Annotated in this window: 16 protein-coding genes; 7 read left to right on the top strand and 9 right to left on the bottom strand. The window is 68.2% G+C overall.

Translation table 11 applies throughout. The features are described from left to right. The first annotated feature begins 301 nt into the window (after window positions 1-301). The 5 genes from BM070_RS15010 to BM070_RS15030 are packed head-to-tail and all read left to right on the top strand — an operon-like array spanning window position 302 to window position 9,281. Window positions 302-1,864, top strand: coding sequence for a class I SAM-dependent DNA methyltransferase (locus tag BM070_RS15010; protein ID WP_092940230.1), 1,563 nt, complete (start codon window positions 302-304; stop codon window positions 1,862-1,864). Window positions 1,865-1,913: 49 nt separating this feature from the next. Continuing rightward, entirely contained in the window at window positions 1,914-3,107 is a 1,194-nt protein-coding gene (locus tag BM070_RS15015; protein WP_245785241.1) for a restriction endonuclease subunit S, read from the top strand. Continuing rightward, a complete protein-coding gene (locus tag BM070_RS15020; RefSeq protein ID WP_092940232.1) occupies window positions 3,104-4,051 on the top strand; it encodes a DUF4268 domain-containing protein in 948 nt (315 codons plus the stop codon). Before BM070_RS15015 ends, BM070_RS15020 begins: the two co-directional genes overlap by 4 nt. Beyond that, window positions 4,051-6,075: an RNA/DNA-binding domain-containing protein gene (locus BM070_RS15025; protein WP_092940233.1), complete on the top strand. Its 2,025-nt coding sequence runs from the start codon at window positions 4,051-4,053 to the stop codon at window positions 6,073-6,075. The genes BM070_RS15020 and BM070_RS15025 overlap by 1 nt, the downstream gene beginning before the upstream one ends. Continuing rightward, a complete protein-coding gene (locus tag BM070_RS15030; RefSeq protein ID WP_092940234.1) occupies window positions 6,072-9,281 on the top strand; it encodes a type I restriction endonuclease subunit R in 3,210 nt (1,069 codons plus the stop codon). Before BM070_RS15025 ends, BM070_RS15030 begins: the two co-directional genes overlap by 4 nt. A gap of 171 nt (window positions 9,282-9,452) precedes the next feature. On the opposite strand, the gene ssb is transcribed toward BM070_RS15030, so the two are convergent. Further along, on the bottom strand, window positions 9,453-10,022 hold the full coding sequence (gene ssb / locus BM070_RS15035; RefSeq protein WP_092940235.1) for a single-stranded DNA-binding protein: 570 nt from the start codon (window positions 10,020-10,022) through the stop codon (window positions 9,453-9,455). Between the two features lie 258 nt (window positions 10,023-10,280). Here ssb and BM070_RS15040 point away from each other — a divergent pair, with 258 nt between their 5' ends. Further along, window positions 10,281-11,699, top strand: coding sequence for a chloride channel protein (locus BM070_RS15040; RefSeq protein ID WP_092940236.1), 1,419 nt, complete (start codon window positions 10,281-10,283; stop codon window positions 11,697-11,699). Window positions 11,700-11,742: 43 nt separating this feature from the next. Here the strand turns inward: BM070_RS15040 and BM070_RS15045 are convergent, their stop codons facing one another. After that, the gene (locus tag BM070_RS15045) at window positions 11,743-12,924 is read right to left on the bottom strand and encodes an MFS transporter (protein WP_092940237.1); all 1,182 of its coding nucleotides are present in this window, start codon (window positions 12,922-12,924) and stop codon (window positions 11,743-11,745) included. A gap of 347 nt (window positions 12,925-13,271) precedes the next feature. Here BM070_RS15045 and uvrA point away from each other — a divergent pair, with 347 nt between their 5' ends. Further along, a complete protein-coding gene (gene uvrA, locus BM070_RS15050) occupies window positions 13,272-16,382 on the top strand; it encodes an excinuclease ABC subunit UvrA (protein WP_434803192.1) in 3,111 nt (1,036 codons plus the stop codon). A 40-nt stretch (window positions 16,383-16,422) separates the two neighbouring features. Here the strand turns inward: uvrA and BM070_RS15055 are convergent, their stop codons facing one another. The 7 genes from BM070_RS15055 to BM070_RS15085 all read right to left on the bottom strand — a co-directional run bounded on the left by BM070_RS15055 (window position 16,423) and on the right by BM070_RS15085 (window position 24,329). Then, window positions 16,423-17,463, bottom strand: a complete 1,041-nt coding sequence (locus tag BM070_RS15055; protein WP_245785242.1) for an alpha/beta hydrolase — start codon at window positions 17,461-17,463, stop codon at window positions 16,423-16,425. A 299-nt stretch (window positions 17,464-17,762) separates the two neighbouring features. After that, on the bottom strand, window positions 17,763-19,373 hold the full coding sequence (locus tag BM070_RS15060; protein WP_092940239.1) for an aldehyde dehydrogenase (NADP(+)): 1,611 nt from the start codon (window positions 19,371-19,373) through the stop codon (window positions 17,763-17,765). A 54-nt stretch (window positions 19,374-19,427) separates the two neighbouring features. After that, window positions 19,428-20,426 carry a TRAP transporter substrate-binding protein gene (locus BM070_RS15065; protein WP_092940240.1) on the bottom strand — a complete coding sequence of 333 codons (999 nt, stop codon included), beginning with the start codon at window positions 20,424-20,426 and terminating at the stop codon, window positions 19,428-19,430. A 39-nt stretch (window positions 20,427-20,465) separates the two neighbouring features. Then, window positions 20,466-21,422, bottom strand: coding sequence for an amidohydrolase family protein (locus BM070_RS15070; protein WP_092940241.1), 957 nt, complete (start codon window positions 21,420-21,422; stop codon window positions 20,466-20,468). Continuing rightward, window positions 21,419-22,354 carry an amidohydrolase family protein gene (locus BM070_RS15075; RefSeq protein WP_092940242.1) on the bottom strand — a complete coding sequence of 312 codons (936 nt, stop codon included), beginning with the start codon at window positions 22,352-22,354 and terminating at the stop codon, window positions 21,419-21,421. Before BM070_RS15075 ends, BM070_RS15070 begins: the two co-directional genes overlap by 4 nt. Before the next feature lies 1 nt (window position 22,355). Further along, window positions 22,356-23,342: a TRAP transporter substrate-binding protein gene (locus BM070_RS15080; protein ID WP_092940243.1), complete on the bottom strand. Its 987-nt coding sequence runs from the start codon at window positions 23,340-23,342 to the stop codon at window positions 22,356-22,358. Between the two features lie 45 nt (window positions 23,343-23,387). After that, a complete protein-coding gene (locus BM070_RS15085; protein ID WP_092940244.1) occupies window positions 23,388-24,329 on the bottom strand; it encodes a YncE family protein in 942 nt (313 codons plus the stop codon). Between the last annotated feature and the right edge of the window lie 8 nt (window positions 24,330-24,337).

A 24,337-nucleotide genomic window follows, 5' to 3' on the forward strand; every position in this document is an offset into this window, starting at 1 on the left:
GGGATGCAAGGCGCGGTGCGCAGTGGATAGCACGGCTATCCACAAGCGCCGCAACGCCGCAGACCGCCCGCCCACACAGCTGCCCTTCGGGTTGGAGCGAAATCGGGCCATGGCAACGAGTTTTGACGCCCCGGCTGATTGCATGGGCTGAGAGTCCATGCGGCGCATCCGAAGCATCCACTCATCCCGATTGCGCTCCAACGCGATCCCCTGCGAGATCGTGAGCACGTTCTAAGATCGACAGATCGGGCAAATCCCCTTGCCACCTTGCAGTCAACAACGAATCCAGCCCTCGGGACACATGCTCGACGACATCAAGAAGACCCTCTGGGCCACCGCCGACAAGCTGCGCGCCAACATGGACGCCGCCGAGTACAAGCACCTCGTGCTCGGCCTCATCTTCCTCAAGTACATCTCGGACACCTTCACCGCCCGCACAGCCGAACTGGCCGCGCGCCTGCGCGACCCCGACGACGAATACTTCTACGGCGACGCCTGCGACGAAGACATCGCCGCCGAACTCGAAGACCGCGACTACTACACCTCGGCCAACGTGTTCTGGGTGCCAGAAGCCGCGCGCTGGGAGGCCATCCGCGCCGCCGCCAAGCAGACCACCATCGGCAAGCACATCGACGACGCCCTGGGCCTGATCGAAGCCGAGAACCCCAAGCTCAAGAACATCCTCGACAAGCGTTATGCCCGCGCCCAATTACCCGACGGCAAGCTGGGCGAACTGGTGGACCTGGTCTCCACCATCGGCTTCGGCACCGACCCCGCCGTGGCCCGCGACGTGCTGGGCCAGGTGTACGAATATTTCCTGGGTATGTTCGCCAGCGCCGAAGGCAAGCGGGGCGGGCAGTTCTACACGCCCGCCAGCATCGTCAAGACCCTGGTGGCCGTGCTGGCCCCGCACCACGGCAAGGTGTACGACCCCTGCTGCGGCTCGGGCGGCATGTTCGTGCAGAGCGAGAAGTTCATCGAAGCCCACGGCGGCAGGAAAGGCGACGTGTCCATCTACGGGCAGGAGGCCAATCCCACCACCTGGCGCCTGGCGGCCATGAACCTGGCCATTCGCGGCATCGACTTCAACCTGGGTCGCGAGCCCGCCGACACCTTCACCCGCGACCAGCACGCCGACCTGCGGGCCGACTACATCCTGGCCAACCCGCCCTTCAACATCAGCGACTGGTGGCACGGCAGCCTGGCAGGCGATGCCCGCTGGCACTACGGCGACCCGCCGCAAGGCAATGCCAACTACGCCTGGCTGCAGCACATGCTGCACCACCTGAAACCCACGGGCCGCGCCGGCATCGTGCTGGCCAATGGCTCGATGAGCAGCAGCCAGAACAACGAGGGCGTGATCCGCGCCGCGATGGTCGATGCCGACGTGGTCGAGGTTATGGTGGCCCTGCCGGGGCAGCTGTTCTTCAACACCCAGATCCCGGCCTGCCTGTGGTTCTTGGCCAAGCAAAAGGCACGCGAGGGCGAGGTGCTGTTCATCGACGCCCGCAAGCTCGGCAAGATGATTTCACGCGTGCAGGCCGAGCTGGACGATGCGGCGATTGCCCGCATCGCCGAAACCGTGGCCGCCTGGCGTGGCGAGGTGGAGGCGGGCGCCAGCATCACCCGCTATGAAGACGTGCCGGGCTTTTGCCGCAGCGTTCGCTTGGACGAAATCGCGCAGCACGGCCATGTGCTGACCCCGGGGCGCTATGTGGGCGCCGAAGAGGTGGAAGACGACGACGAGGCCTTTGCCGAGAAGATGCAGAAGCTCACCGAGAAGCTGGGCGAGCAGATGGCCAAGGGCGCGGAGTTGGATGCGCTGATTCGGCAGAGGCTGGGGGGGCTGGGGTATGAGCTCTGAGTGGCCGACAGTGGCGATTGAGGATGTCTGCGACCTCATCGTTGACTGCGTGAACAAGACCGCTCCCTTGGTCGCACATGAAACTCGATTCAGGATGATTCGAACTACGAACGTGCGTCACGGTCGAATCGATCTCAGTGAATGCCGATACGTCGAAGAAGACACCTACGAAAAGTGGACTCGCAGAGCCAATTTGCAGCCAGGCGATGTCATCCTGACAAGGGAGGCGCCAATCGGTGAGGTTGGTATGGTCAAAGAAGCCGAGGGCGTGTTTCTGGGACAAAGGTTGATGCAGTACCGCGCCAACCCGAAGCTTCTCGATTCCCGCTTTTTGCTGTACACGTTCTTGTCGCCAGCTTTGCAGCACCAATTCGGGAGCCATGAGGGGTCTGGCTCGGTCGTGAGCCACATTCGGGTGGGAGACTGCTTCAAGTTCAAACTCAGCTTGCCTCCCATCGGTACTCAGCGAGAGATTGCCTCGACTCTGGGCGCTCTCGACGACCGCATCACCCTCCTGCGCGAAACCAACGCCACCCTCGAAGCCATCGCCCAGGCGCTGTTCAAGTCGTGGTTCGTCGATTTCGACCCCGTGCGCGCCAAGATGGCAGGCCGCGCCCCTGAAGGCATGGCCGAGGCCACGGCCGCGCTGTTCCCTGATGCGTTGGAGGAGACGAGCTGGGGCTTGGTACCGAAGGGGTGGCAGCTTGGTCAGTTGGATGACCTGCTTGTGCTTCAGCGGGGATTTGACCTTCCCGCGCAGGACAGGACCGAAGGTGCATATCCAATCATCGCCGCCAGTGGCCCAAGCGGCACGCATCGCGAGGCCATGGTGAAAGGCCCGGGTGTGGTCACGGGTCGCTCAGGCGTGCTGGGTCGTGTGTTCTTGACGTTCGATGACTACTGGCCGCTCAACACGACGTTATGGATCAAGGAGTTCAGGGCGGCCACTGCTTGCTACGCCTATGAACTGCTTCGATTGTTGGACTTCAAATCTTTCAATGCCGGGTCAGCCGTGCCAACACTCAATCGGAACCACATTCACGGGTTGCCCTACGTCATTCCTGAACGGGCGTGCGTGGAAGCGTTCGAGTCGATTGCCAGGCCGTTGCATGAGCGGGTGAAGAGCAACGAGACACATGCGCAAAGTCTGGCGGACCTGCGCGACACTTTGCTCCCCCGCCTCATCTCCGGCCAACTCTGCCTGCCCGAAGCCCAGTCCCAACTGGAGGAAGCCCTCGCATGAAACCCCCGCTCGGTAAGCTCGAACGCATCCCCCTGCGCCATGCCTGGGCCCATGAGGCCGGCGAGTTCACGCCCTGGCTGGCGCAGCCCGGCAACCTTCTGCTGCTGGCCGAGGCCCTGGGGCTGGGGGAACTGGAACTGGCCGGCATCGAGCACCCCGTGGGCGACTTCAAGGTGGACATCCTCTGCACCGACGATGGCGGCAAGGTCATCATCGAGAACCAGTTGGAAAAGACCAACCACACCCACCTGGGCCAGATCTTGACCTACGCCGCAGGGGTGGGGGCGCGCAAGGTGATCTGGCTGGCCGAAGCCTTCCGTACCGAGCATGTGGCCGCGCTGGAGTTCCTGAACCAGCACACCACCGAAGAGCTGGACTTCTTCGCCGCCGAGATCGAGCTATGGCGCATCGGCGATTCGCCCATGGCGCCCAGCTTCAACGTGGTCGTCAAACCCAATGACTGGGCCAAGACGGGCCAGCAGAACGCCCAGGCCGCCGCCACCACCACGCCCACCAAGCAGCGCCAGCTGAAGTTCTGGTCGGGCTGGCAAGCCTGGCTGCAGGCCAGGGGCTCCACGCTGCGCCCGCAAAAGCCCTTGCCGCAGCACTGGACCAATATCGCCCTGGGCCGCTCGGGCATCCACCTGTCCGCCACCGTCAATTCGCGGGAGAGCCGGGTGGGCCTGGAGGTCTATATCGACCACGGCAACTCCAAGAGCATGTTCAAGCAACTCCAGGCCCATCAGGCGGCGATCGACGCGGCCCTGGGCGCCACGCTCGAATGGATGGAGCTGCCGGACGGGCACGCCTGCCGCATCCTGCAGGTGCGGCCCGCATCGCCGCTGGAAAGCGAAGACCAGTGGCCTGCCTATTACGCCTGGCTGGAGCAGGCAGCGCTGCGCATGTCCGAGGTCTTCCGGCCCTTGGTCAAGGAGTTGAGCTGATGCCCATGGTCTTTCAAACGCCAGAATACTTATTGACCCTGCGTGAGACCCACGAACTCGAATGCAAGCTGGCGCAGGGACAAAGTGGGCAAGGCGAGGTGCCCAAGGACTTCTGGGCCACCTACTCGGCCATGGCCAATGCGCATGGCGGGGTGGTGTTGTTAGGCGTGAGGGAGCGCAATGGCTCGTTCACCGTGGCTGGCCTGCCCGACATCGCCAAGGTGCGTGCAGACTTGTTCAACAACCTGAACAACCCCGGCAAGGTCAGCGCCAATTTGCTGACCGATGCCGATGTGCAAGAGGTCGTCATTGAGGGCAAGGCCATCCTGTGCATCCAGGTTCCGCAGGCCACGCGCAAGCAGCGGCCGGTGTTCCTCAACGGGCAGCCTTTGGGGTACACCTACAAGCGCCTCAACGATGGCGATCGTTTGTGTGACGAAGAAACCGTCAAGCGCATGTTGGCCGAGCAGGTCGAAGATGAGCGCGACGCCCGCATCCTTTCAGGCTTTGGCATGTCAGACATTGACATGGACAGCCTTCGCATCTATCGCCAGATGCTCAAGGACGAAAAGCCAGGTCACCCTTACCTCGAACAGGATGACTTCGCCTTCTTGACGAGCCTGCGAGGCTGGCGCCGCGACCGCCTCACCGGAGAAGAGGGGCTGACTCTGGCCGGGCTGCTGATGTTTGGCCAGTGGTCTGCCATCCAAGAAGCCGTGCCTCACTATTTCCTGGACTATCAGGAACGTCCGGAGGCGAAGACCGAGTTGCGGTGGGTGGATCGGCTGGTGCCCGATGGCACCTGGACCGGCAATTTATTCGAGTTTTACCGGCGTGTGTATCGCAAGCTGGTGGCCGATCTGAAGGTGCATTTCTCGCTCAAAGGTGGGCAACGGCAAGACGACACGCCCGTGCATGTGGCCTTGCGGGAAGCCCTGGTCAACACCTTGGTGCATGCGGACTACACCGGCCGTGTGTCGGTGTTGGTGGTGAAGCGGCCAGACATGTTCGGCTTTCGCAACCCCGGCCTTTTGCGGCTCCCCCTGGAGCAGGTGATTCGGGGTGGCGAAAGCGATTGCCGCAATCGGATTCTTCACCAGATGTTTTTGCTGATCGGCCTGGGCGAGCGCGGTGGTTCGGGCATCCCCAAGATTTACAGCGGTTGGCAGAGCTGTCATTGGCGCCAGCCGCTTCTGCGCGAGAAGGATCAGCCTGAACAAACCCTGTTGGAATTGCACATGCTGGATCTGCTGCCTGCCACGGTTTTAGACACGTTGCGAGCGCGGTTTGGCGTGGCTTTTGACCATGTCAATGCCCTCGATCGGATGATTCTGGCAACCGCTGTGATCGAGGGGGTGGTGAATCACTCCCGAATGACGGAAATCTGCGCCGAGCATTCCCATGACATCAGCTTGGCGCTGGCGCGCCTGGAGCGGGAAGGGATGCTGCTGTCTCAGGGGCAATCGCGTGGCAAGGTCTATCACCTGCCCGGTGCCGCCCCCGTTACCCCGGAGCAGGTGTTCCCGGCTGCCTTTAGCTCCGGTAGTAGCGGTATCAGCTCCGGTAGTAGTGGCGCTAGCTCCGGTAGTAACGGTGGCAGTTTCTGGCCTGGCGAGGCGCTTGCGGCCGCGCAGGCGGCTGCTACCGACGCGTCAGCACGAGGCGCCAGCGGCTCCGTGCTCAGAGACGAACATGGCTGCCTGCTGTCGCCTCTTCTGGATGCGCCGGTCGTCGATGAGCTTGCCGTGTTGTCTGAAGAACTGAGGGCAGATCTGTTGCAGCGCGCGGCCTTGCCGAGGGAAAAGGCCCGGCTTGGGCCTCAGGTCATGACCGAGGTGATCTTGTCCGTTTGTGCCGGCCGGTATGTACGGCTGAGCGTATTGGCTGAACTGCTCAGCCGGAACTCAGACGGGTTGCGCAAAGGCTATTTGGAGGCGTTGGTCAAAGAGCACCGCATTCGCCGAGCGTTCCCTGGCACGCCGACGCACGAATTGCAGTCATACCGAAGCGCGGAAGAGCCATGACAGAAGTTCAACTCGAACAGGACGCACTCAGTTGGCTCGTCGAAGTCGGCTACACCCACCTGAGTGGCTACGACATCGCCCCCGATAGCCCAACGCCGGCGCGCGACAACTTACGCCAGGTGCTGCTGCCCCAGCGCCTGCGCGATGCCATCGCCCGCCTGAACCCGCACATTCCCCTGGCAGCGCGCGAAGACGCCTTCAAGCAGGTGCAGGATCTGGGCACCCCCGTGCTGCTGTCGGCCAACCGGCACTTCCACCGCCTGCTGGTGGGCGGCGTGCCCGTGCAGTACCAGAAAGATGGCGAAACCCGTGGCGACTTCGTTCGCCTGGTGGACTGGGGCAATGCGTCGGCGAACGAATGGCTGGCCGTCAACCAGTTCTCGCTCAAGGGCCCGCACCACACCCGTCGCCCTGACATCATCCTGTTCCTCAACGGCCTGCCCGTGGTGCTGCTGGAGCTGAAGAACCCGGCCGACGAAAACGCCAGCATCTGGAAGGCCTACGACCAGATCCAGACGTACAAGGCGCAGATCCCCGACGTGTTCCAGTACAACGCGGTGCTGGTGGTGTCGGACGGCTCCGAGGCGCTGATAGGCTCGCTCTCCAGCAACGCCGAGCGCTTCATGGCCTGGCGCACCATCGACGGTGTCACGCTCGACCCGCTGGGCCAGTTCAACGAGCTGGAAACCCTGGTGCGCGGTGCGCTGGCACCGGCCTATCTGCTGGATTACCTGCGCTACTTCGTGCTGTTCGAGGACGATGGCGGGCTGGTCAAGAAGATCGCTGGCTACCACCAGTTCCACGCGGTGCGCGCGGCCATCGAGCAGGTGGTGGCCGCGTCCCGCCCGGGTGGTTCGCACAAGGGCGGGGTGGTGTGGCACACCCAGGGCAGCGGCAAGAGCATCACCATGACCTGCTTTGCCGCGCGGGTGATGCAGGAGCCGGCCATGCAGAACCCCACCATCGTGGTCATCACCGACCGCAATGACCTGGATGGGCAGTTGTTCGGCGTGTTCAGCTTGGGCGCTGACCTGCTGCGCGAGCAGCCCGTGCAGGTCGAGACGCGGCAGGACCTGCGCGCCAAGCTGGCCCACCGGCCCTCGGGCGGCATCGTGTTCGCCACCATCCAGAAGTTCATGCCGGGCGAGGACGAGGACACCTTCCCGGTGCTCTCGGACCGCTGCAACATCGTTGTGATCGCCGACGAAGCGCATCGCACGCAGTACGGCTTCGAGGCGAAGCTCAAGACCATCAAGCGCAAGGCGGGCCAGCCAGAGGGCGCAGCGGCGGCAGTGACCACGGGTGACGCAGTCAGTTCGGCGCTGCCTGCCAACTTCGCGCCGCCCGCCTATGAGGTGGAGCACAAGTACCAGGCCGGCTACGCCCAGCACCTGCGCGACGCCTTGCCCAACGCCACCTTCGTGGCCTTCACAGGCACGCCCGTGTCCAGCGAAGACCGCGACACGCGGGCCGTGTTCGGCGACTACATCCATGTCTACGACATGCAGCAGGCCAAGGAAGATGGCGCCACCGTGGCCATCTACTACGAGAGCCGCCTGGCCAAGCTCAGCCTGAAGCAAGAAGAGCTGCCACACCTCGACGAAGAGGTGGACGAGCTGGCCGAAGACGAGGAAGAAGGCGCCCAGGCCAGGCTCAAGAGCCGCTGGGCCGCCCTGGAAAAGGTGGTGGGTGCGGAGCCGCGCGTGGCCGCCGTGGCGGCGGACCTGGTCAGGCACTTCGAAGAACGCAACAAGGCGCAGAACGGCAAGGCCATGGTCGTGGCCATGAGCCGCGACATCTGCGTTCATCTGTACGACGAGATCATCAAGCTGCGCCCCGACTGGCATGACTCGGACCCCGAGAAGGGCGCCGTCAAGATCGTGATGACGGGATCGGCCAGTGACAAGGCCCTGCTGCGCCCGCACATCTACAGCGGCCAGGTCAAGAAGCGGCTGGAGAAGCGCTTCAAGGACCCTACCGACCCGCTGCGCCTGGTGATCGTGCGCGACATGTGGCTGACCGGCTTCGATGCCCCTTGCGTGCACACCCTGTATGTGGACAAGCCCATGAAGGGCCACAACCTCATGCAGGCCATTGCCCGCGTGAACCGCGTGTTCAAGGACAAGCAGGGCGGCCTGGTGGTCGATTACATCGGCATCGGCAACGAGCTGAAGGCCGCCATGAAGGAGTACACGGCCAGCCAGGGCCGTGGCAAGCCCACGGTCGATGCCTACGAGGCCTACGCCGTGCTGGAGGAAAAGCTCGACGTGCTGCGCGCCATGCTGCACGGCTTCGACTACAGCGGCTTCATCACAGGCGGGCACAAGGTGCTGGCCGGAGCGGCCAACCACGTGCTGGGCTTGAAGAGCGAGGCCCAGCGCGACGGCAAGAAGCGCTTCGCCGACACGGCGCTGGCCATGAGCAAGGCCTTCACCCTGTGCTGCACGCTGGACGAAGCCAAGGCCGTTCGCGAAGAGGTCGCCTTCATGCAGGCCGTGAAGGTGATCCTGACCAAGAAGGACATCACACGGCAGAAGAAGACCGACGAGCAGCGCGAGCTGGCCATCCGCCAGATCATCGGCTCGGCCGTGGTGTCTGGCAGCGTGGTGGACATCTTCGATGCCGTGGGCCTGGACAAGCCCAACATCGGGCTGCTGGACGACGAGTTCCTGGCGCAGGTGAAGAACCTGCCGGAGCGCAATCTGGCCGTGGAACTGCTGGAGCGTCTGCTGGAAGGCGAGATCAAGAGCCGCTTTGCCACCAACGTGGTGCAGGAGCGCAAGTTCTCCGAGCTGCTGGGTAACGTCATCAAGCGCTACCAGAACCGTTCCATCGAAACCGCCCAGGTCATGGAAGAGCTGGTGGAGATGGCCAAGAAGTTCCGCGAGGCGGCTTCACGCGGCGAGAGCCTGGGCCTGAGCGAGGACGAGGTGAAGTTCTATGACGCGCTGATCCTCAACGAATCGGCGGCGCGGGAACTGAGCGACGAGACGCTCAAGAAGATCGCCCATGAGCTGACGACCAGCCTGCGCCAGAACATCAGCGTGGACTGGGCTCAGCGCGAGAGCGTGCGGGCCAAGCTGCGGCTGATGGTCAAGCGGATTCTGCGCAAGTACAAGTACCCGCCTGACCTGGCCGACGCGGCGGTGGAGCTGGTGCTGGAGCAAGCCGAGACGATCGGGGATGGATGGGTCAATAGCGGCTGACAAAACCGTTCTGGCGTCGTCGCCGCACCTTGTCGTACTGCCCGTACTGCCTTCGCGCGGATGGCGGGTGGCAGGTCAGTCACGATTCCTACCAGCAAAAAGCCCCAGGTGGCAGGCACTTGGGGCTTTTTGCTTAGGGCTTCCTGCTGGCCATTTCGGCAACGGCAAAGCTCAGAAAGGAATGTCGTCGTCCATGTCGTCGAAGCCCGAGGCCGCGCGGGGCGGCTGGGCGACGGGGGCCGGGGCGGGGCGCGGCGCCGGGCGCGGAGCCGCGGCCTGCGGGGCGGGGCGGCGGGCCGGGGCTGCGTTGCCGCCGCCATTGCCAGCGCCGTAGCCGCCGCCGTTGTCGCCGGCATCGCCGTAGCCGCCGTCGTCATAGCCGCCACCCTGGCCGCCGCCCATGCCCTGGCGGCTGCCCAGCATCTGCATGGTGTCGGCGCGGATTTCGGTGGTGTACTTTTCCTGGCCCGACTGGTCGGTCCACTTGCGGGTGCGCAGGCTGCCTTCGACGTAGACCTGGGAGCCCTTGCGCAGGTACTGACCCACGATCTCGGCCAGGCGGCCGTTGAAGACGATGCGGTGCCACTCGGTGGCTTCCTTGTTCTCGCCGGTGTTCTTGTCGCGCCAGCGGTCGGTGGTGGCGATGGTGACGTTGGCGACCTGATCGCCGCTGGGGAAGGTGCGGATCTCGGGGTCGCGCCCGAGGTTGCCGACGATGATGACTTTGTTGACGGATGCCATGGGGTTGATGGGCCTGTAGAGAATGTTGGGGGAAGGCACTACGGCCTGCGCGGCCTGTGCGGGCCGCGAAGAAGAGGGGGCGATTGTGCCCCAAGCCGTCCGCCGATGGGCGTGCCGGGCAGCATTGCGGCGCGGGTGCCACAATGGCCGTCTTGCGCGCGGGCCCGCGCCGCGCCCGCGCACCCGGAGCGCCGGCCATCGGCCCCGTGCCTTTTTCCGATTCCTCCGCCGTTTCGTCTCTTCTCCCCCGCTTCCGCCATGCAACGAGAACCCAACTTCCTGGACAACCTGCGCGCGGAGTTTCGCGACGGCCGCCGCTGGCTGGACCGCAGCATCGTGCTGGCCTATGCGGTGGCGGCGGGCCTGTGCGTGGTGGCCTTCACCATGCTGGCCGAATGGGCGTTCGGCATCTTCATGAAGGTCTATCACTGGCAGGGCGGCTGGTTCGTGCTGCTGTGGACGCCGGCCATCACCGCCTTCGTGGTGTGGGCCACGCGGCGCTGGGCGGCCAACGCCGCGGGCTCGGGCATTCCGCAGGTGGCGGCGGCGCTGCAGACCGGTCTGACCGAAAAGGACCGGGGCCGTTTCGTGTCGCTGTGGCTGTCGTTCGCCAAGGCGGTGCTCACGTCCCTGGGGTTTCTGGCGGGCCTGTCCACCGGCCGCGAGGGGCCGGCGGTGCAGGTGGCCGCCGGCGTGATGCACCACGGCCGCCGCTGGTTCGGGCCGCGTTCGGGCATCACGCCCTACGGCCTGCTGGTGGCGGGCGGCGCGGCCGGGATCGCCGCCGCGTTCAATGCGCCGCTGGCGGGGGTGGTGTTCGCCATCGAAGAGCTGACGCGCAAGTTCGAGTCGCGCAGCAGCGGCCTGATCATCGCGGCCATCGTGCTGGCCGGCCTGATGGGCGTGTCGGTGTTCGGCAACCTGAGCTACTTCGGCCGCATCCTGGTCACGCGCCTGGGCTGGGACGCCTTCCTGCCGGGCCTGGCCGTGTCGCTGGTCTGCGGCGTGCTGGGCGGGCTCTTCGCCAAGCTGCTGGCCGATTCGCTGACCGGCGCGCCCAACCGTTTCAACCGCTGGCGCGCGCGCTGGCCGGTGCGCTTCGCCGCCGTTGCCGGCCTGGCGGTGGCGGTGATCGGGCTGGTGACTGGCGGCGCCACCTTCGGCGCGGGCTCCGAGGCCGTCAAGCACATGCTGGCGGGCGAGGCCGACGTGCCGGCCTTCTACGTCACGCTCAAGTTCATCGCCACCTGGCTCACGGCCTGGGCCGGCGTGCCCGGCGGCATCTTCGCGCCGTCGCTCTCCATCGGCGCGGGCGTGGGCCACAACGTGGCGGTGCTGATGGGCGGCGGCGACATCGCCCCGGCGCTCATCGCCATGGGCATGGCGGCCTTTCTGGCGGCGGTGACGCAGGCGCCGCTCACGTCCTTCATCATCGTGATGGAGATGGTGGACGGCCAGGCGCTGGTGCTGAGTCTGATGTCTTCGGCCATGCTGGCCAGCCTGATCTCGCGCATGCTGGCGCGGCCGCTCTACGAGACGCTGGCCGCCGCCATGCTGAGCGCGGCGCATCTGCCGGATACCTTCCCCGAAGAGGGCGAGCCGCAAGAGGCGGAGCCGGCCAAGCCCGGGCCCGAGGGCGAGCCCCTGCCCCAGGAACGCCCGCCGGAAGGCCGCTGAGCGGGGGCGGGGAGCCGGGCAGCGCCCGGGGGCCGCCCTCGATTCAGCGGTGCTGCGCCGCAGGCACCGGCCGCATGCCCCAGGCCAGGGCCAGCCAGGCCAGGCACAAAGCGCCCGTCACCGCGAACAGGCTGGGCGCGCCGCCGAAGCGCAGCAGCGTGCCGCCCAGGGCGCCGCCCGCGAACAGGCCCAGCGACTGCAGCGTGTTGTAGGTGCCCAGGGCGGCGCCGCGCACTTCGGGCGGCGCGGTGCGCGACACCAGGCTGGGCTGGCTGGCCTCCAGCGCATTGAAGCCGCAGAAGAAGAGAAACAGCAGCCCGCCCAGCGCCCACAGCGGGGCGGGCGCGCCGGCCGCCGCCGCCCAGCCCAGCCCGGCCTGCACCAGCAGCACCAGGCCGATGGCGCCCAGCAGCGCTGCGCGCAGGCGGCCGGCGCGCTCCAGCGCGAAGAGCCCGCCCATCAGTACGAACGAGGCCACCACGGCCGGCAGGTAGAGGTGCCAGTGCTCGGCCTTGGGCAGGCCGGCCTGCACCAGCAGCGCGGGCACGGCCACCCACATCGACAGCTGCACCGTGTGCAGCACGAAGACGCCCAGGTTCAGGCGCAGCAGATCCGGGTGGGCGAAGACGCGCGCCAGCCCGCCGCGCGGCGAGGCGGTGTGGCGCGCGGGCTCGGGCGGCACCACCCACAGCACGGTGGCGATGCCGGCCAGCGCCAGCGCGCAGGTCAGCCCGAACAGGCCGCCCAGGCCGAAGCGGGCGGCCAGCGGCGGCGCGGCCACCAGGGCCACGGCGAACATCAGGCCGATGCTGCCGCCCACCAGCGCCATGGCCTTGGTGCGCACGCCGTCACGGGTCTGGTCGGCCAGCAGGGCGGTGACGGCGGCCGACACCGCGCCCGCGCCCTGCAGCGCGCGGCCCCAGAGCAGGCCGGTGAGCGAATCGGCCAGCGCCGCCACCAGGCTGCCGGCGGCGAACACCAGCAGGCCCAGCACGATCACGCGCTTGCGGCCGAAGCGGTCGGAGGCCAGGCCCAGCGGCAGCTGCAGCACGGCCTGGGTGAGCCCGTAGATACCCATGGCCAGCCCGACCAGGGCGGGGTCGTCGCCGCCGGGGTATTTGCGCGCTTCCAGCGCGAACACCGGCAGCACGAGGAAGAGCCCCAGCATGCGCAGCGCGAAGATCAGCGCCAGGCTCAGGCTGGAGCGGCGCTCCAGCGGGGTCATGGTGGTGGCCGTGGGGGCGGCGGCTCCGGCGGAAGGCGTGGAGGCCGCCGGGGAAGAGGGCGTGGAAGAGTCCTGCACGGTGGTGGGTGCGCCTATCTTGGCGAGGATCGTGGGGGTGCCCCCCGGGGGGCGAAGCCGCGATTCTCGCGCATCGCCCCGGGGGCGGCCGCCGCGGGCGTGGCCGTTTGAGGCCAAAACCGGCTCCTGCGCTTGTCCTGCCTGCGCAGGCAGCTATGGTTTTGGTAGTGAATGGACGATACCCCCCGGCCGGCACCCGGGCGCCGCCCTGCAGGCAACGGGGCCGTCCCCTATGATGGCCGGTTGACCTTTTTCCACCGTTTCCCGCCGTGACCACCCCTGCCCACGATGTTGACGCCGCCGCTTCTGCCCCGGCCCTGCCCGAGAGCGGCACCTACCTGGCCCGCGCCCTGCGCGAGCAGCGCATCAGCATCCGGGGTGCGCGCACCCACAACCTGAAGAACATCGACCTGGACCTGCCACGCAACCAGCTGGTGGTCATCACCGGGCTGTCGGGCTCGGGCAAGTCCAGCCTGGCGTTCGACACGCTCTATGCCGAAGGCCAGCGCCGCTACGTGGAGAGCCTGTCGGCCTATGCGCGGCAGTTCCTGGGCCGGCTGGACAAGCCCGACGTCGATCTGATCGAGGGCCTCTCGCCCGCGATCTCCATCGAGCAGAAGGCCACCAGCCACAACCCGCGTTCCACCGTGGGCACGGTCACCGAGATCCACGACTACCTGCGCCTGCTCTATGCCCGCGCCGGCACGCCGCATTGCCCCGAGCACGGCCTGCCGCTGGCCGCGCAGACCGTGAGCCAGATGGTGGACATCGTGCTGGCCCTGCCCGAGGACACGCGCCTCATGGTGCTGGCCCCGGTGGCGCGCGACAAGAAGGGCGAGTTCACCGAGCTCTTCACGCAGATGCAGGCGCTGGGCTACGTGCGCTTCCGCGTGGACGGCCAGATCCACGAGGTGGAGAACCTGCCGCCGCTCAAGAAGACCGAGAAGCACGACATCGATGTGGTGATCGACCGGCTGAAGGTGCGCGCCGACACCGAACCGCAGGCCAGCGGCGGATTCCGCCAGCGCCTGGCCGAGAGCTTCGAGGCCGCGCTGCGCGTGGGCCAGGAGGCGGCCGGCGCCGACGGCAACGGCCGCGTGCTGGCGTTGGAGATGGATTCGGGCCGCGAGCACCTCTTCTCCGCCAAGTTCGCCTGCCCCATCTGCGGCTTCTCGCTGCCCGAGCTGGAGCCGCGCCTCTTCTCGTTCAACGCCCCCATGGGCGCCTGCCCCACCTGCGACGGCCTGGGCCAGCAGGAGGTGTTCGATCCGGCGCGGGTGGTGGCCTTCCCCTCGCTCAGCCTCGCCAGCGGCGCCATCAAGGGCTGGGACCGGCGCAACGGCTACTACTTCGCCATGCTGGAGAGCCTGGCGGCGCACTACGGCTTCGATGTGGAGGCACCCTTCGAATCGCTGCCCGAGCGCGTGCAGCAGGCCGTGCTCTACGGCTCCGGCGAGGAAGAGATCGCCTTCAGCTACATCCTGGACAGCGGCGCCAACAAGGGCCGCGCCGTCATCAAGAAGCACCCCTTCGAAGGCATCCTGCCGAACATGGCGCGCCGCTACCGCGAGACCGATTCGGTCGTCGTGCGCGAAGACCTGGCCCGCCTGCGCAGCACCCAGCCCTGCCCGGACTGCCACGGCACGCGCCTGCGCATCGAGGCGCGCCACGTCTTCGTGGGCGAGGGCGACCAGGCCCGCGCCATCTACGAGGTGAGCCGCGCCACGCTGGCCGAGGCCCTGGCCTGGTTCGAGACGCTCTCGCTCACCGGCGCCAAGGCCGACATCGCCAGCAAGGTGGTGCGCGAGATCGCCACGCGCCTCACCTTCCTGAACGACGTGGGCCTCAACTACCTGAGCCTGGACCGCAGCGCCGAGACGCTCTCCGGCGGCGAAGCCCAGCGCATCCGCCTGGCCAGCCAGATCGGCTCCGGCCTCACCGGCGTGATGTACGTGCTCGACGAGCCCAGCATCGGCCTGCACCAGCGCGACAACGACCGCCTCATCGCCACGCTGCAGCACCTGCGCGACATCGGCAACAGCGTGATCGTGGTCGAGCACGACGAAGACATGATGCGCGCCGCCGACCACGTGGTGGACATGGGCCCGGGCGCCGGCGTGCATGGCGGCCGCGTCATGGCTCAGGGCACCTACGACCAGGTGCGCGCCAACCCCGCATCGCTCACCGGCCAGTACCTGTCGGGCGCACGCACCATCGCCGTGCCCGCGCGGCGCACGCCCTGGCTGCCGGTGCTCGAAGGCAGCGGCGCCGCGCCCGAGCCCGAGAAGAAGAGCGGCAGCAGCGGCAAGCCCCGCTTCCCCGAAACCGACGCCAGCCGCCGCCGCGCCGAGCGCCTGGCCGAACACCGCGCCACCCAGGGCCGCCTGCAGGCCCTGCGCGTGGTGGGCGCCACCGGCCACAGCCTGAAGGACGTGAGCGTCGAATTCCCCGTGGGCCTCTTCACCTGCGTGACGGGCGTGTCCGGCTCGGGCAAGAGCACGCTGGTCAACGACACGCTGCACAAGGCCGTGGCGCGCCAGCTCTACCGCGCCCACGACGAGCCCGCGCCGCACGAGGCCATCGAGGGCATCGAATACTTCGACAAGGTCATCAATGTCGATCAGTCGCCCATCGGCCGCACGCCGCGCAGCAACCCGGCCACCTACACGGGCCTGTTCACGCCCATCCGCGAACTGATGGCCGAGACCAACACCGCCCGCGAACGCGGCTACGGCCCCGGGCGCTTTTCCTTCAACGTGGCCGGCGGCCGCTGCGAGGCCTGCCAGGGCGACGGCGTGGTCAAGGTGGAGATGCACTTCCTGCCCGACGTCTACGTGCCCTGCGACGTCTGCCACGGCCAGCGCTACAACCGCGAGACGCTGGAAGTGCTCTGGAAGGGCAAGAACATCGCGCAGATCCTCGACCTGACGGTGGAAGACGCCCACGCCTTCTTCCAGGACGTGCCCGCGATCGCCCGCAAGCTGCAGACGCTGCTGGACGTGGGTCTGTCGTACCTGCGCCTGGGCCAGTCGGCCACCACGCTCTCGGGCGGCGAGGCGCAGCGCGTCAAGCTCGCGCAGGAACTCTCCAAGCGCGATACCGGCCGCACGCTCTACATCCTCGACGAGCCCACCACCGGTCTGCACTTCGCCGACATCGACCTGCTGCTCAAGGTGCTGCACCAGCTGCGCGACGCGGGCAACACCATCGTCGTGATCGAGCACAACCTCGACGTCATCAAGACCGCCGACTGGATCATCGACATGGGCCCCGAAGGCGGCGCCGGCGGCGGCACCGTGGTGGCCGAAGGCACGCCCGAAGCGGTGGCGGCCAACCCGGCCAGCCACACCGGGCGCTACCTGCAGCGCTACCTGGCCTGATGAGGCCGCGGCGCGGCGCCGGGCGCGCGCAGCCAGCCGCTCAGCGCGGCAGGCGCTGCGCCACCAGCGGGTCCAGCGAGGCCATGAAGGCCTCCACGGCCCGGGTGTAGGCGCTTTCCAGGCCCAGCTCGCCGTTGATGTCGCCGTGGCTCAGCGGCTGCGGCAGCACGCTGGCGCGGCCGCCCAGGGCACGCACCCGGCGGGCCATGGCCTCGGCCTGCGGGCAGGGGCGATCGCGCCGCTCGGTGGAGCAGACGAACTGGTAGGGCGGGGCGCCCGCCACCAGCTGGTCGGCGGGCGACAGCTGCCGCCAGAGGGCCGGGTCGCTGCCGAAAGCCTCGTCGTAGAGCCGCACATGCGGCTGCGCCATGTACTGCGGCACGTCGAGCACGGCGCTGTCCAGCACCACCGTGCCCAGCCAGGGCTGGGCGCCCCCGCGCAGCGCGGCCGCCGGCTGGGCGTTGATCAGCGCCACCAGATGCGCCCCGGCCGAATGCCCCATGAGGATGAAGCGGCCCGCGTCCGCGCCCCAATCGCTCGCGTGCCGCTGCGCGGCGGCCAGCGCCAGGGCCACGTCCTGCGCCTGCTGCGCCACGGGCGTGCCCGGCAGCATGCGGTAGTTGATGGAAACGAGCACGAAGCCCCGCGCCACCCAGCGCGCGATTTTGTGTTCCACCACCTTCGGCATGGCCTTGTCGCCCGTGCGCCAGGCGCCGCCATGCACCATGAAGATCACCGGCGCGCGCTGGCCCGGGGGCAGGGCGCCCGCGGGCGGCAGGTACACATCCATGCGCTGGCGCGCATCGCCGCCGTAGGGCAGGTCGGCGATCCTGCGCACCCCGGCCGGCAGCGCGCCGGCCGAGGCCGCCGGGCCCTGCACGCGCTCGGCCCAGCGGCTGCGCAGCGATTCGCCAAGGCCGCCGCCGCCATCGCCCTCGTGCAGCCGCCGCTGGGCCTGGCAGCCGGAAAGCAGGCCCGCCAGCAGCAGGGTGGCGGCGGCGCTGTGCCAGACGGGGCGGGCCATGGCCGTCCCGCTGAGCGCGAGGGGTAGGGCGGCAGACGGGGAACGGCGTCGGAACATGGCGGCTCCTTCGTGGCTTGACGGAGATGGGGCATATGGTGCGCCAAGCCGACGCTGCCGTGGTGAAGCGCGCGTGGCAAATCATCACAAAGCATGACAGGCACGCCCGTGCGCCCTCATGGCCTGCCACCACCGGCACGTGGCCGAGCCGCTCGCCAAGGTCCTCGTGGCGGCGGAAGAACCGGACCTGCGCGGCAACCGCTAGACGCGGGAAGCGCCGTGGCATGGCAAGCGCATCACGCACATGCCAATGGGGCGGTGGAAGACTCCCGCGCCTTCTTCCACCCGGGCGCGACCTCTCAGGGCTGCACGAGCGCGCCGTCCACCAGGCGCCAGAGAGCGAGCGGATTGCCGTCCTGCAGCGCTGCGGGGCGCAGGCCGTCGGGCAGGTCCTGATAGCACACCGGCCGCAGGAAGCGGTCGATGGCGGTGGCTCCCACCGAGGTGAACATCGCGTTCGAGGTCGAGGGGAAGGGCCCGCCATGCACCATCGCCTGGCAGACCTCCACCCCCGTCGGATAACCGTTGGCCAGGATGCGGCCAGCCTTGCGTTCGAGCACCGGCAGCAGGCGCGCCGCCTCGGCATGGTCGCCCGCGTCGATCTGCAGCGTTGCGGTCAGCTGGCCTTCCAGGTGTTCGGCCACCGCGTGCATCTCGTCCAGGCTGCGGCAGCGCACCACGATGGAGGCCGGCCCGAACATCTCTTCCATCAGCGCGGGTGACGACAGCAGCTGCTGCGCATCGGTCGCGTAGAGGGCCGCGCTTGCGGCGTTGGGCATCTCGCCGGCGGCCAGGCCGGCTGCGACCTTCTCCACTCCCGCCACGCCATCGACCTGGGCCGTGCCGGCGGCATAGGCTTGGTGGATGCCCGGCGTCAGCATGGTCTGCGCCGGTTTGGCCGCCAGCGCTGCGCTCGCTGCCCTGACGAAGCGCTGCAGGTCCGGGCCGTCGATGGCGATCACCAGGCCCGGGTTGGTGCAGAACTGGCCCGCGCCCATCGTGAGCGAATCCGCGAAGCCCTGGCCGATGGCTTCGGCGCGTGCCGCAAGCGCCGCAGGGAACAGGAAGACCGGATTGATGCTGCTCATCTCCGCATAGACCGGGATCGGCTCGGGCCGCGCGTTGGCCACCCGCACCAGTGCCAGGCCACCCTGGCGCGAGCCGGTGAAGCCCACCGCCTTGATCGCCGGATGCGCCACCAGCGCCTCGCCCAGCTGGCGGCCTGCGCCGATCAGCAGCGAGAACACGCCCTCCGGCAGGCCGCAATCGGCCACCGCCTGCTGGATCGCGCGGCCCACCAGCTCCGATGTGCCCAGATGGGCGCCGTGGGCCTTCACCACCACCGGCGCTCCTGCGGCCAGGGCTGCGGCGGTGTCGCCGCCTGCCACCGAGAAGGCCAGCGGGAAGTTGCTGGCACCGAACACTGCGACCGGGCCGAGCGGGATCTTGGCTAGGCGCAGGTCGGAGCGCGGCAGCGGCTGGCGCCCGGGCTGGGCCGGGTCGATGGTCGCCCGCAGGAAGTGGCCGTCGCGCACCACCTGGGCGAACATGCGCAGTTGGCCGACGGTGCGGCCGCGCTCGCCCTGCAGGCGGGCTGCGGGCAGGCCGCTTTCGGCCTGGGCGCGGGCGATGAGCGTATCGCCCAGACCCATGATGCGGTCGGCGATGGCTTCGAGGAAGGCCGCCCGGCGTTCCAGCGGCAGGGCACGGTACGGGTCGAAGGCCTCGCGTGCCAGGGCGCAGGCGCGCTCGACTTCCGCCGCGCCGCCCAGCCCGAAGACAGGCTCGGCGATCTCGCTGTTGCGCGCGGGGTCGAAGGCGCGCTGGCTGCCTTCGGTGCCGCGCACCGTGGCGGCGCCGATGACCATCTCGCCCGTGGGCTGTGAATGTGTGGACTGATGCTGTTGCATGGTGCTTTCGATGCAGGTGGTGGAAATCGTTCGGCCCTCGCCGCGGACAGGTCTTCAGGGCTTGCGGGCCTGCTCGATGGCCGCGAAGAACTCGCGCGCGGTCTCTTCGCCCGCGCCGGCCGTGTACTTTGCGATGACGGGCTGCAGCTTCTCGCGCATGCGGGCGCGCTCCTGCGGCGACACGTCGTTGATCTGCATGCCCAGGTGGGCCAGCTCGGCGCGCAGTTGGGCGTTGAGTGCGCGGCTGGTGGTGCGCTCATACACGGTGGCTTCGGCCGCGGCGGCCTGGACGGCCTGGCGGTCCGCGGCGGAGAGCCGGTCCCAGAACTTCTTCGAGACGATCAGCGCCAGCGCGTCATAGGCATGGCCGGTGGTGGAGAGGTATTTCTGCACGTCGTAGAACTTCTGCGCATGGACCACGGTGTAGGGGTTCTCCTGCGCATCCACGGCGTGCGACTCCAGCGCGGTGAACAGTTCGGTGACGGACATGGGCACGGCGTTCGCGCCCAGCCCGCTGAACATGTCGATGTAGAGGCTGTTCTGCATGGTGCGCACCTTCAGGCCCGCGATGTCTTCGGCGCGCACGATGGGGCGCTTGTTGTTGGTCACGTTGCGGAAGCCGTTTTCCCAGAATGCCAGGCCCACCAGGCCGCGAGCGGGCAGTTGTGCCAGCAGCTTGCGGCCGAGGGGGCCGTCGAGCACGGCATCGGCTTCCTTCTCGTCGGCGAACGAAAAGGGCAGGCCCAGCACGCCGAAGTCCTTGACCAGGCCGGCCAGCGTGGCGGTGGAGGGCGCGGCGAATTCCTGCGTGCCGCCCTGCAGCGCGGCCTGCATCTGCAGGTCGCTGCCCAGTTGGCCGGCCGAATACACCGCCACCTTGATGCGGCCGGCCGTCTTCGCTTCCACCCGTTCGGCGAATTTGCGTGCGCCCAGCGTCTGCGGGTGGCTGTCGGGCAGGCTGGTGCCGAAGCGGGCCTTGATTTCCTGCGCACCGGACAGGGCGCTGGCTGCGATGGCGGCAGCCGCCAGCGCGATCTTCCAGAAGGGTTGCATGGTCGTTGTCTCCGATAGTCGTTGTGGGATGGGGACCGCTCAGTCGAGCCCGTACAGCCCGGCGGCGTTGTCGCAGAACAGCGCCAGCCGCTGCCGCGCGGGCCGCGCGGCGGTGAGCTGCTTGAAGCCCTGGAAGATCCGGTCGAGCGGAGCGACCAGCGCATCGACGGGATGGTTGCTGGCGAACATGCAGCGCTCCCAGCCGAAGATGCTGATCGCGTCGTGCACCACGGGCGCCTGCAGTTCCGGCGTCCAGCGGCGGCCGGGCACGCCCAGGCCCGAGATCTTGAGGAAGACCTGCGGCTCGCGCGCCAGCACTTCGAGCGCGGCGCGCCAGGCCGCGAGCGATTCGGCATCGCGCTCGGCGGGCAGGCCGGTGTGGTTCACGACGATCCGGGTACGGGGGAAATCGCGGGCCAGCTCGGCCGCCTCGCCGAAGTGCCACCAGGGTGCCTGCAGCTCGAACATCAGGCCGGCGCCCTCCAGCCGCGCATAGCCGGCGCGCCAGCGCTGGCAGCGCATGGAACCGTGCGCCGCGTAGCCCGCATGGTGCTCGGCACGTGGCACGCTGCGCGGCTTGTGGCGCACGCTGCGCACCAGCGGCAGGCGGGCATAGGCTTCCAGCTGCGCGTCCAGCGCCGGGCCGTCCAGCCAGGCCTGGGCCGCCAGGGCGTGGGGCTTGCCGGTCTCGCGGGCCAGCGCATCCACCCACAGGGCCTCGCCGGTCGGGTCGCGCGGATCCCATTCGCCTTCCATCAGCACATGGCGCAGCACGCGGTGCGTGCCCTGGCTCGCCCGGTAATGCGCGGGCAGGAAGTCGCGGCGGATGGCGCGGTAGTCGCCGTAGCGGAAGGCCACCGGCGGCTCCTGCTGCAGCCAGGGGTGGGGGTTGCGGCCCAGATCCCAGAAATGATGGTGGGCATCGACGATGGGCAGCAGCCGGTCGTCCTGCGTCGCCAGGAATTCCTCGCGCGCGGCCTGCAGGTCGGCATTCATAGGCGGATTCGGTAGAAGCGCAGCGCGTTGTCGCACAGCACGGCGCGCTGCCGTTCGGGGCCGAGGTGGGCGGTCATGCGGCGCATGGCGGCCACCAGTTCGCGGTAGCCGATGCGCAGGCCCGCGACGGGGAAGTTGCTGGCGAACATGCAGCGCTGCCAGCCGAAGATGTCCAGCGTCTCGCGCACGATGCGGGCGTTGTCGGCCTCGATCCAGGGGCTGTCCCTGAGCCCGAATTCCGAGAGCTTGACGTGGACGTTGGGTTCGCGCGCCAGCCGTTCCATGCCCTGGCGCCAGCGCTGCAGGCCGGCTTCGCTGCGGTCCCAGGCGAAGCCGTGGTGGTTGAGCACGATGGCCAGCTGCGGGAACATCGCGGCGACCTCGGCCGCCTCGGCCAGGTGCCAGCTGGGCACGCGCAGGTCCCAGCTCAGGCCCAGTCCGGGCAGCAGGGCCAGGCCGCGCAGCCAGACCTCGTCCTGCATGGTGCCGGGCTGGCCCCGCACGCTGGCGTCGGGCGTCGGCGCCGTGACGGGCTTGCTGCGGATGCCACGCACCAGGGGGTAGCGCAAGTGCTCGCGCAGACGTTCCTCGGTCTCGGGCCGGTCCAGCCAAGCGTGGGCCACCACGGCGTTGGGAAAACCGTGCTCCGCGTGCAGGGCGTGCAGCCAGGCGGTTTCGGCCACCTGCTCGCCACGGTCGCGTTCGGCCTCGATATGCACCGTCGCCACCACGTTGCAGCCGGCGCTGGCGGCGCGGTAGTGCGCGGGCAGGAAGTCCTGGCACAGGGCGCGGTAGTCGCCCAGGAAGAAGCGTTCGGCGTCGTACTCGTTCTGCAGCCAGGGGTAGCGGCCGTGGGCGAAGCTCCACAGGTGGTGATGGGCATCGACCACGGGCAGCTCGGCGGCTGCCTCGTCATGCACGTCGAGGGCCATGTCAACGTGCCTGCAGCACGGCGTCGATCAACTGCCGGCCGTACTTGTCGGCGAACATCTGCTGCGTGGGCTCGGCCACCAGCTTGTGGAACGGCTCGGGATCGACGTTCTCCTCCACCTGCATGCCCTGCGAGCGCAGGAAGGCGATATCGCCGGCCTCGCTCTTTCTGATCAGGTCGCGCTGGAAGGTGGCGGCCGCGCGGGCCGCGTCGATCAGCGCCTGCTGCTGCTCGGGCTTGAGCGCCGCGAACTTCGCCTTGTTCATCACGACCGGCATGGCGGTGTAGGCGTGGCGCGTGAGGGACATGTACTTCTGCACCTCGTAGAGCTTGTTGTTGCGCACGATGTTGACGGGGTTCTCCTGCCCGTCCACGGCCTTGTTCTCCAGCGCGGTGAACACCTCGGCCAGCGGCATGGGCGTGGGCGTGGCGCCCAGGATCTGGAAGGCCTTGATGTGCGCCGGGTTGGGCGTGGTGCGGATCTTCAGGCCCTTCACGTCGTCGGGCGTGCGCACCGCGCGGCGCGAGTTGGTGAGGCTGCGGAAGCCCACCTCCCAGTACGCCAGGCCTTTCATTCCGTGGCCTTCGAGCTCGTCCAGCAGGCTGCGGCCGATGGGGCCGTCCAGCACCTTGTAGGCGTGCTCGGTGCTGGTGAAGAGATAGGGCAGGTCCAGCACGTTCATGCGGCCCACCATGCCGGTGTAGTAGGGCGTGCCCGAGGTCGCCAGATCGATCGTGCCGCCGCGCACCGCGCCGATCACGGTGTTGTCGTTGCCCAGCGCGCTGGAACCATAGACCTGCACCTCGATCTGGCCGTTGGTGCGGGCCTTGACCTGCCGCGCGAACTCCAGCGCCGCGAGGTGCTGAGTCTCGGTCTCGGCGCCCGAATGCGCCATGCGCAGCTTCGTGGTCTGTGCCTGCGCGTGGGCTGCCAGCAGGGCGGCCAGCGCGGCGCCGGCCAGTGCGCGCAGGAAGTGGTGTCTTTGCATGCTTGTCTCCTGTCGTGTGGTGCGTGGGTGCGTGTGCAGCGGGGATCAGGCGATCCAGAGGTAGGACGAATCGGGCTCGCGCAGCGTGGCGATCTCCTGCTCGAAGGCGAAGCTGTCCAGGTTCAGGCGGCGCACCTTCTCGTCCTGGAACGAGATGTAGGCGGCGCGCTCCTTCGGGTGGAACGACAGCGCCAGCGGGTTGGCCGGCAGCTCGACGCAGCGCTGCTCCTTGAGGTCGGTGCCGAACACCGACAGGCTCTGCTCGCCCGAGTTGGTGGTGAGCAGCCGGTCCTGCCCGTCGCTGCCCAGATAGCGATAGACGCGGTTCGGATCGCGCCGGGTCCTGCCCGAGGCCACCACCGCCATGCGCGCCGTGTCGATGGCCACCAGCGTGTCGTCGCCCCGGTTGGCGACGTAGAGCAGGGACTCGTCGGCCGACAGCACGTTGCCCTCCGGCACCGGGCCGGGCACCACGGCCACGGGCGCGAAGGTGGGGTCGTTGGGCCGGATCTTGGTGACGGTGTTGGAGAGCAGGTTCAGCGCATAGGCCGTCTCGGCATCGCGCGTCAGTGCGAACAGGTGGGTCTTGTAGCCGCCCGAGGGCACGGCCAGGTCCGGCACCTGCCGCGCCAGCGGGTCGGAAAAGCGCAGCAGCACGTTGTGCGCCTCGGACATGGCGAAGAGCCGGCCCCGGCCGTCCACCGCCAGCCCGTGGGGGCGGTAGTAGGGCCAGAGGTTCAGCGTCTTCACATGCTCGCGGCGCTGCAGGTCGATCACGAACACCGAGTGCCCGCCCTCGTCGCCGAGGTGGCTGGCGGTCTCGATGCCGTAGTGGCCCACGTAGGCGAGCTGCCGCACCGGATCGACGACGAACTCGTGCGGGAAGTTGGGGACCACGATGTGCTTTTCGGCGCGGCGGCTGGCTGCGTCGTAGAAGCTGAACGTGTGGGCACATTTCTGCACCAGCAGGAGGGTTTCGCGGGTCATGGGGAAAA

The sequence above is a fragment of the Paracidovorax wautersii genome, from assembly GCF_900113035.1.
GTDB lineage: Bacteria > Pseudomonadota > Gammaproteobacteria > Burkholderiales > Burkholderiaceae_C > Paracidovorax > Paracidovorax wautersii.

What these genes read in the sequence shown, in the direction of transcription:
- BM070_RS15010 (WP_092940230.1), top strand. Translation starts at nt 302, where the DNA reads ATGCTCGACGACATCAAGAAGACCCTCTGGGCCACCGCCGACAAGCTG.
- BM070_RS15020 (WP_092940232.1), top strand. Translation starts at nt 3,104, where the DNA reads ATGAAACCCCCGCTCGGTAAGCTCGAACGCATCCCCCTGCGCCATGCC.
- BM070_RS15025 (WP_092940233.1), top strand. Translation starts at nt 4,051, where the DNA reads ATGCCCATGGTCTTTCAAACGCCAGAATACTTATTGACCCTGCGTGAG.
- BM070_RS15030 (WP_092940234.1), top strand. Translation starts at nt 6,072, where the DNA reads ATGACAGAAGTTCAACTCGAACAGGACGCACTCAGTTGGCTCGTCGAA.
- ssb (WP_092940235.1), bottom strand. Translation starts at nt 10,022, where the DNA reads ATGGCATCCGTCAACAAAGTCATCATCGTCGGCAACCTCGGGCGCGAC.
- BM070_RS15040 (WP_092940236.1), top strand. Translation starts at nt 10,281, where the DNA reads ATGCAACGAGAACCCAACTTCCTGGACAACCTGCGCGCGGAGTTTCGC.
- BM070_RS15045 (WP_092940237.1), bottom strand. Translation starts at nt 12,924, where the DNA reads ATGACCCCGCTGGAGCGCCGCTCCAGCCTGAGCCTGGCGCTGATCTTC.
- BM070_RS15055 (WP_245785242.1), bottom strand. Translation starts at nt 17,463, where the DNA reads ATGTTCCGACGCCGTTCCCCGTCTGCCGCCCTACCCCTCGCGCTCAGC.
- BM070_RS15060 (WP_092940239.1), bottom strand. Translation starts at nt 19,373, where the DNA reads ATGCAACAGCATCAGTCCACACATTCACAGCCCACGGGCGAGATGGTC.
- BM070_RS15065 (WP_092940240.1), bottom strand. Translation starts at nt 20,426, where the DNA reads ATGCAACCCTTCTGGAAGATCGCGCTGGCGGCTGCCGCCATCGCAGCC.
- BM070_RS15070 (WP_092940241.1), bottom strand. Translation starts at nt 21,422, where the DNA reads ATGAATGCCGACCTGCAGGCCGCGCGCGAGGAATTCCTGGCGACGCAG.
- BM070_RS15075 (WP_092940242.1), bottom strand. Translation starts at nt 22,354, where the DNA reads ATGGCCCTCGACGTGCATGACGAGGCAGCCGCCGAGCTGCCCGTGGTC.
- BM070_RS15080 (WP_092940243.1), bottom strand. Translation starts at nt 23,342, where the DNA reads ATGCAAAGACACCACTTCCTGCGCGCACTGGCCGGCGCCGCGCTGGCC.
- BM070_RS15085 (WP_092940244.1), bottom strand. Translation starts at nt 24,329, where the DNA reads ATGACCCGCGAAACCCTCCTGCTGGTGCAGAAATGTGCCCACACGTTC.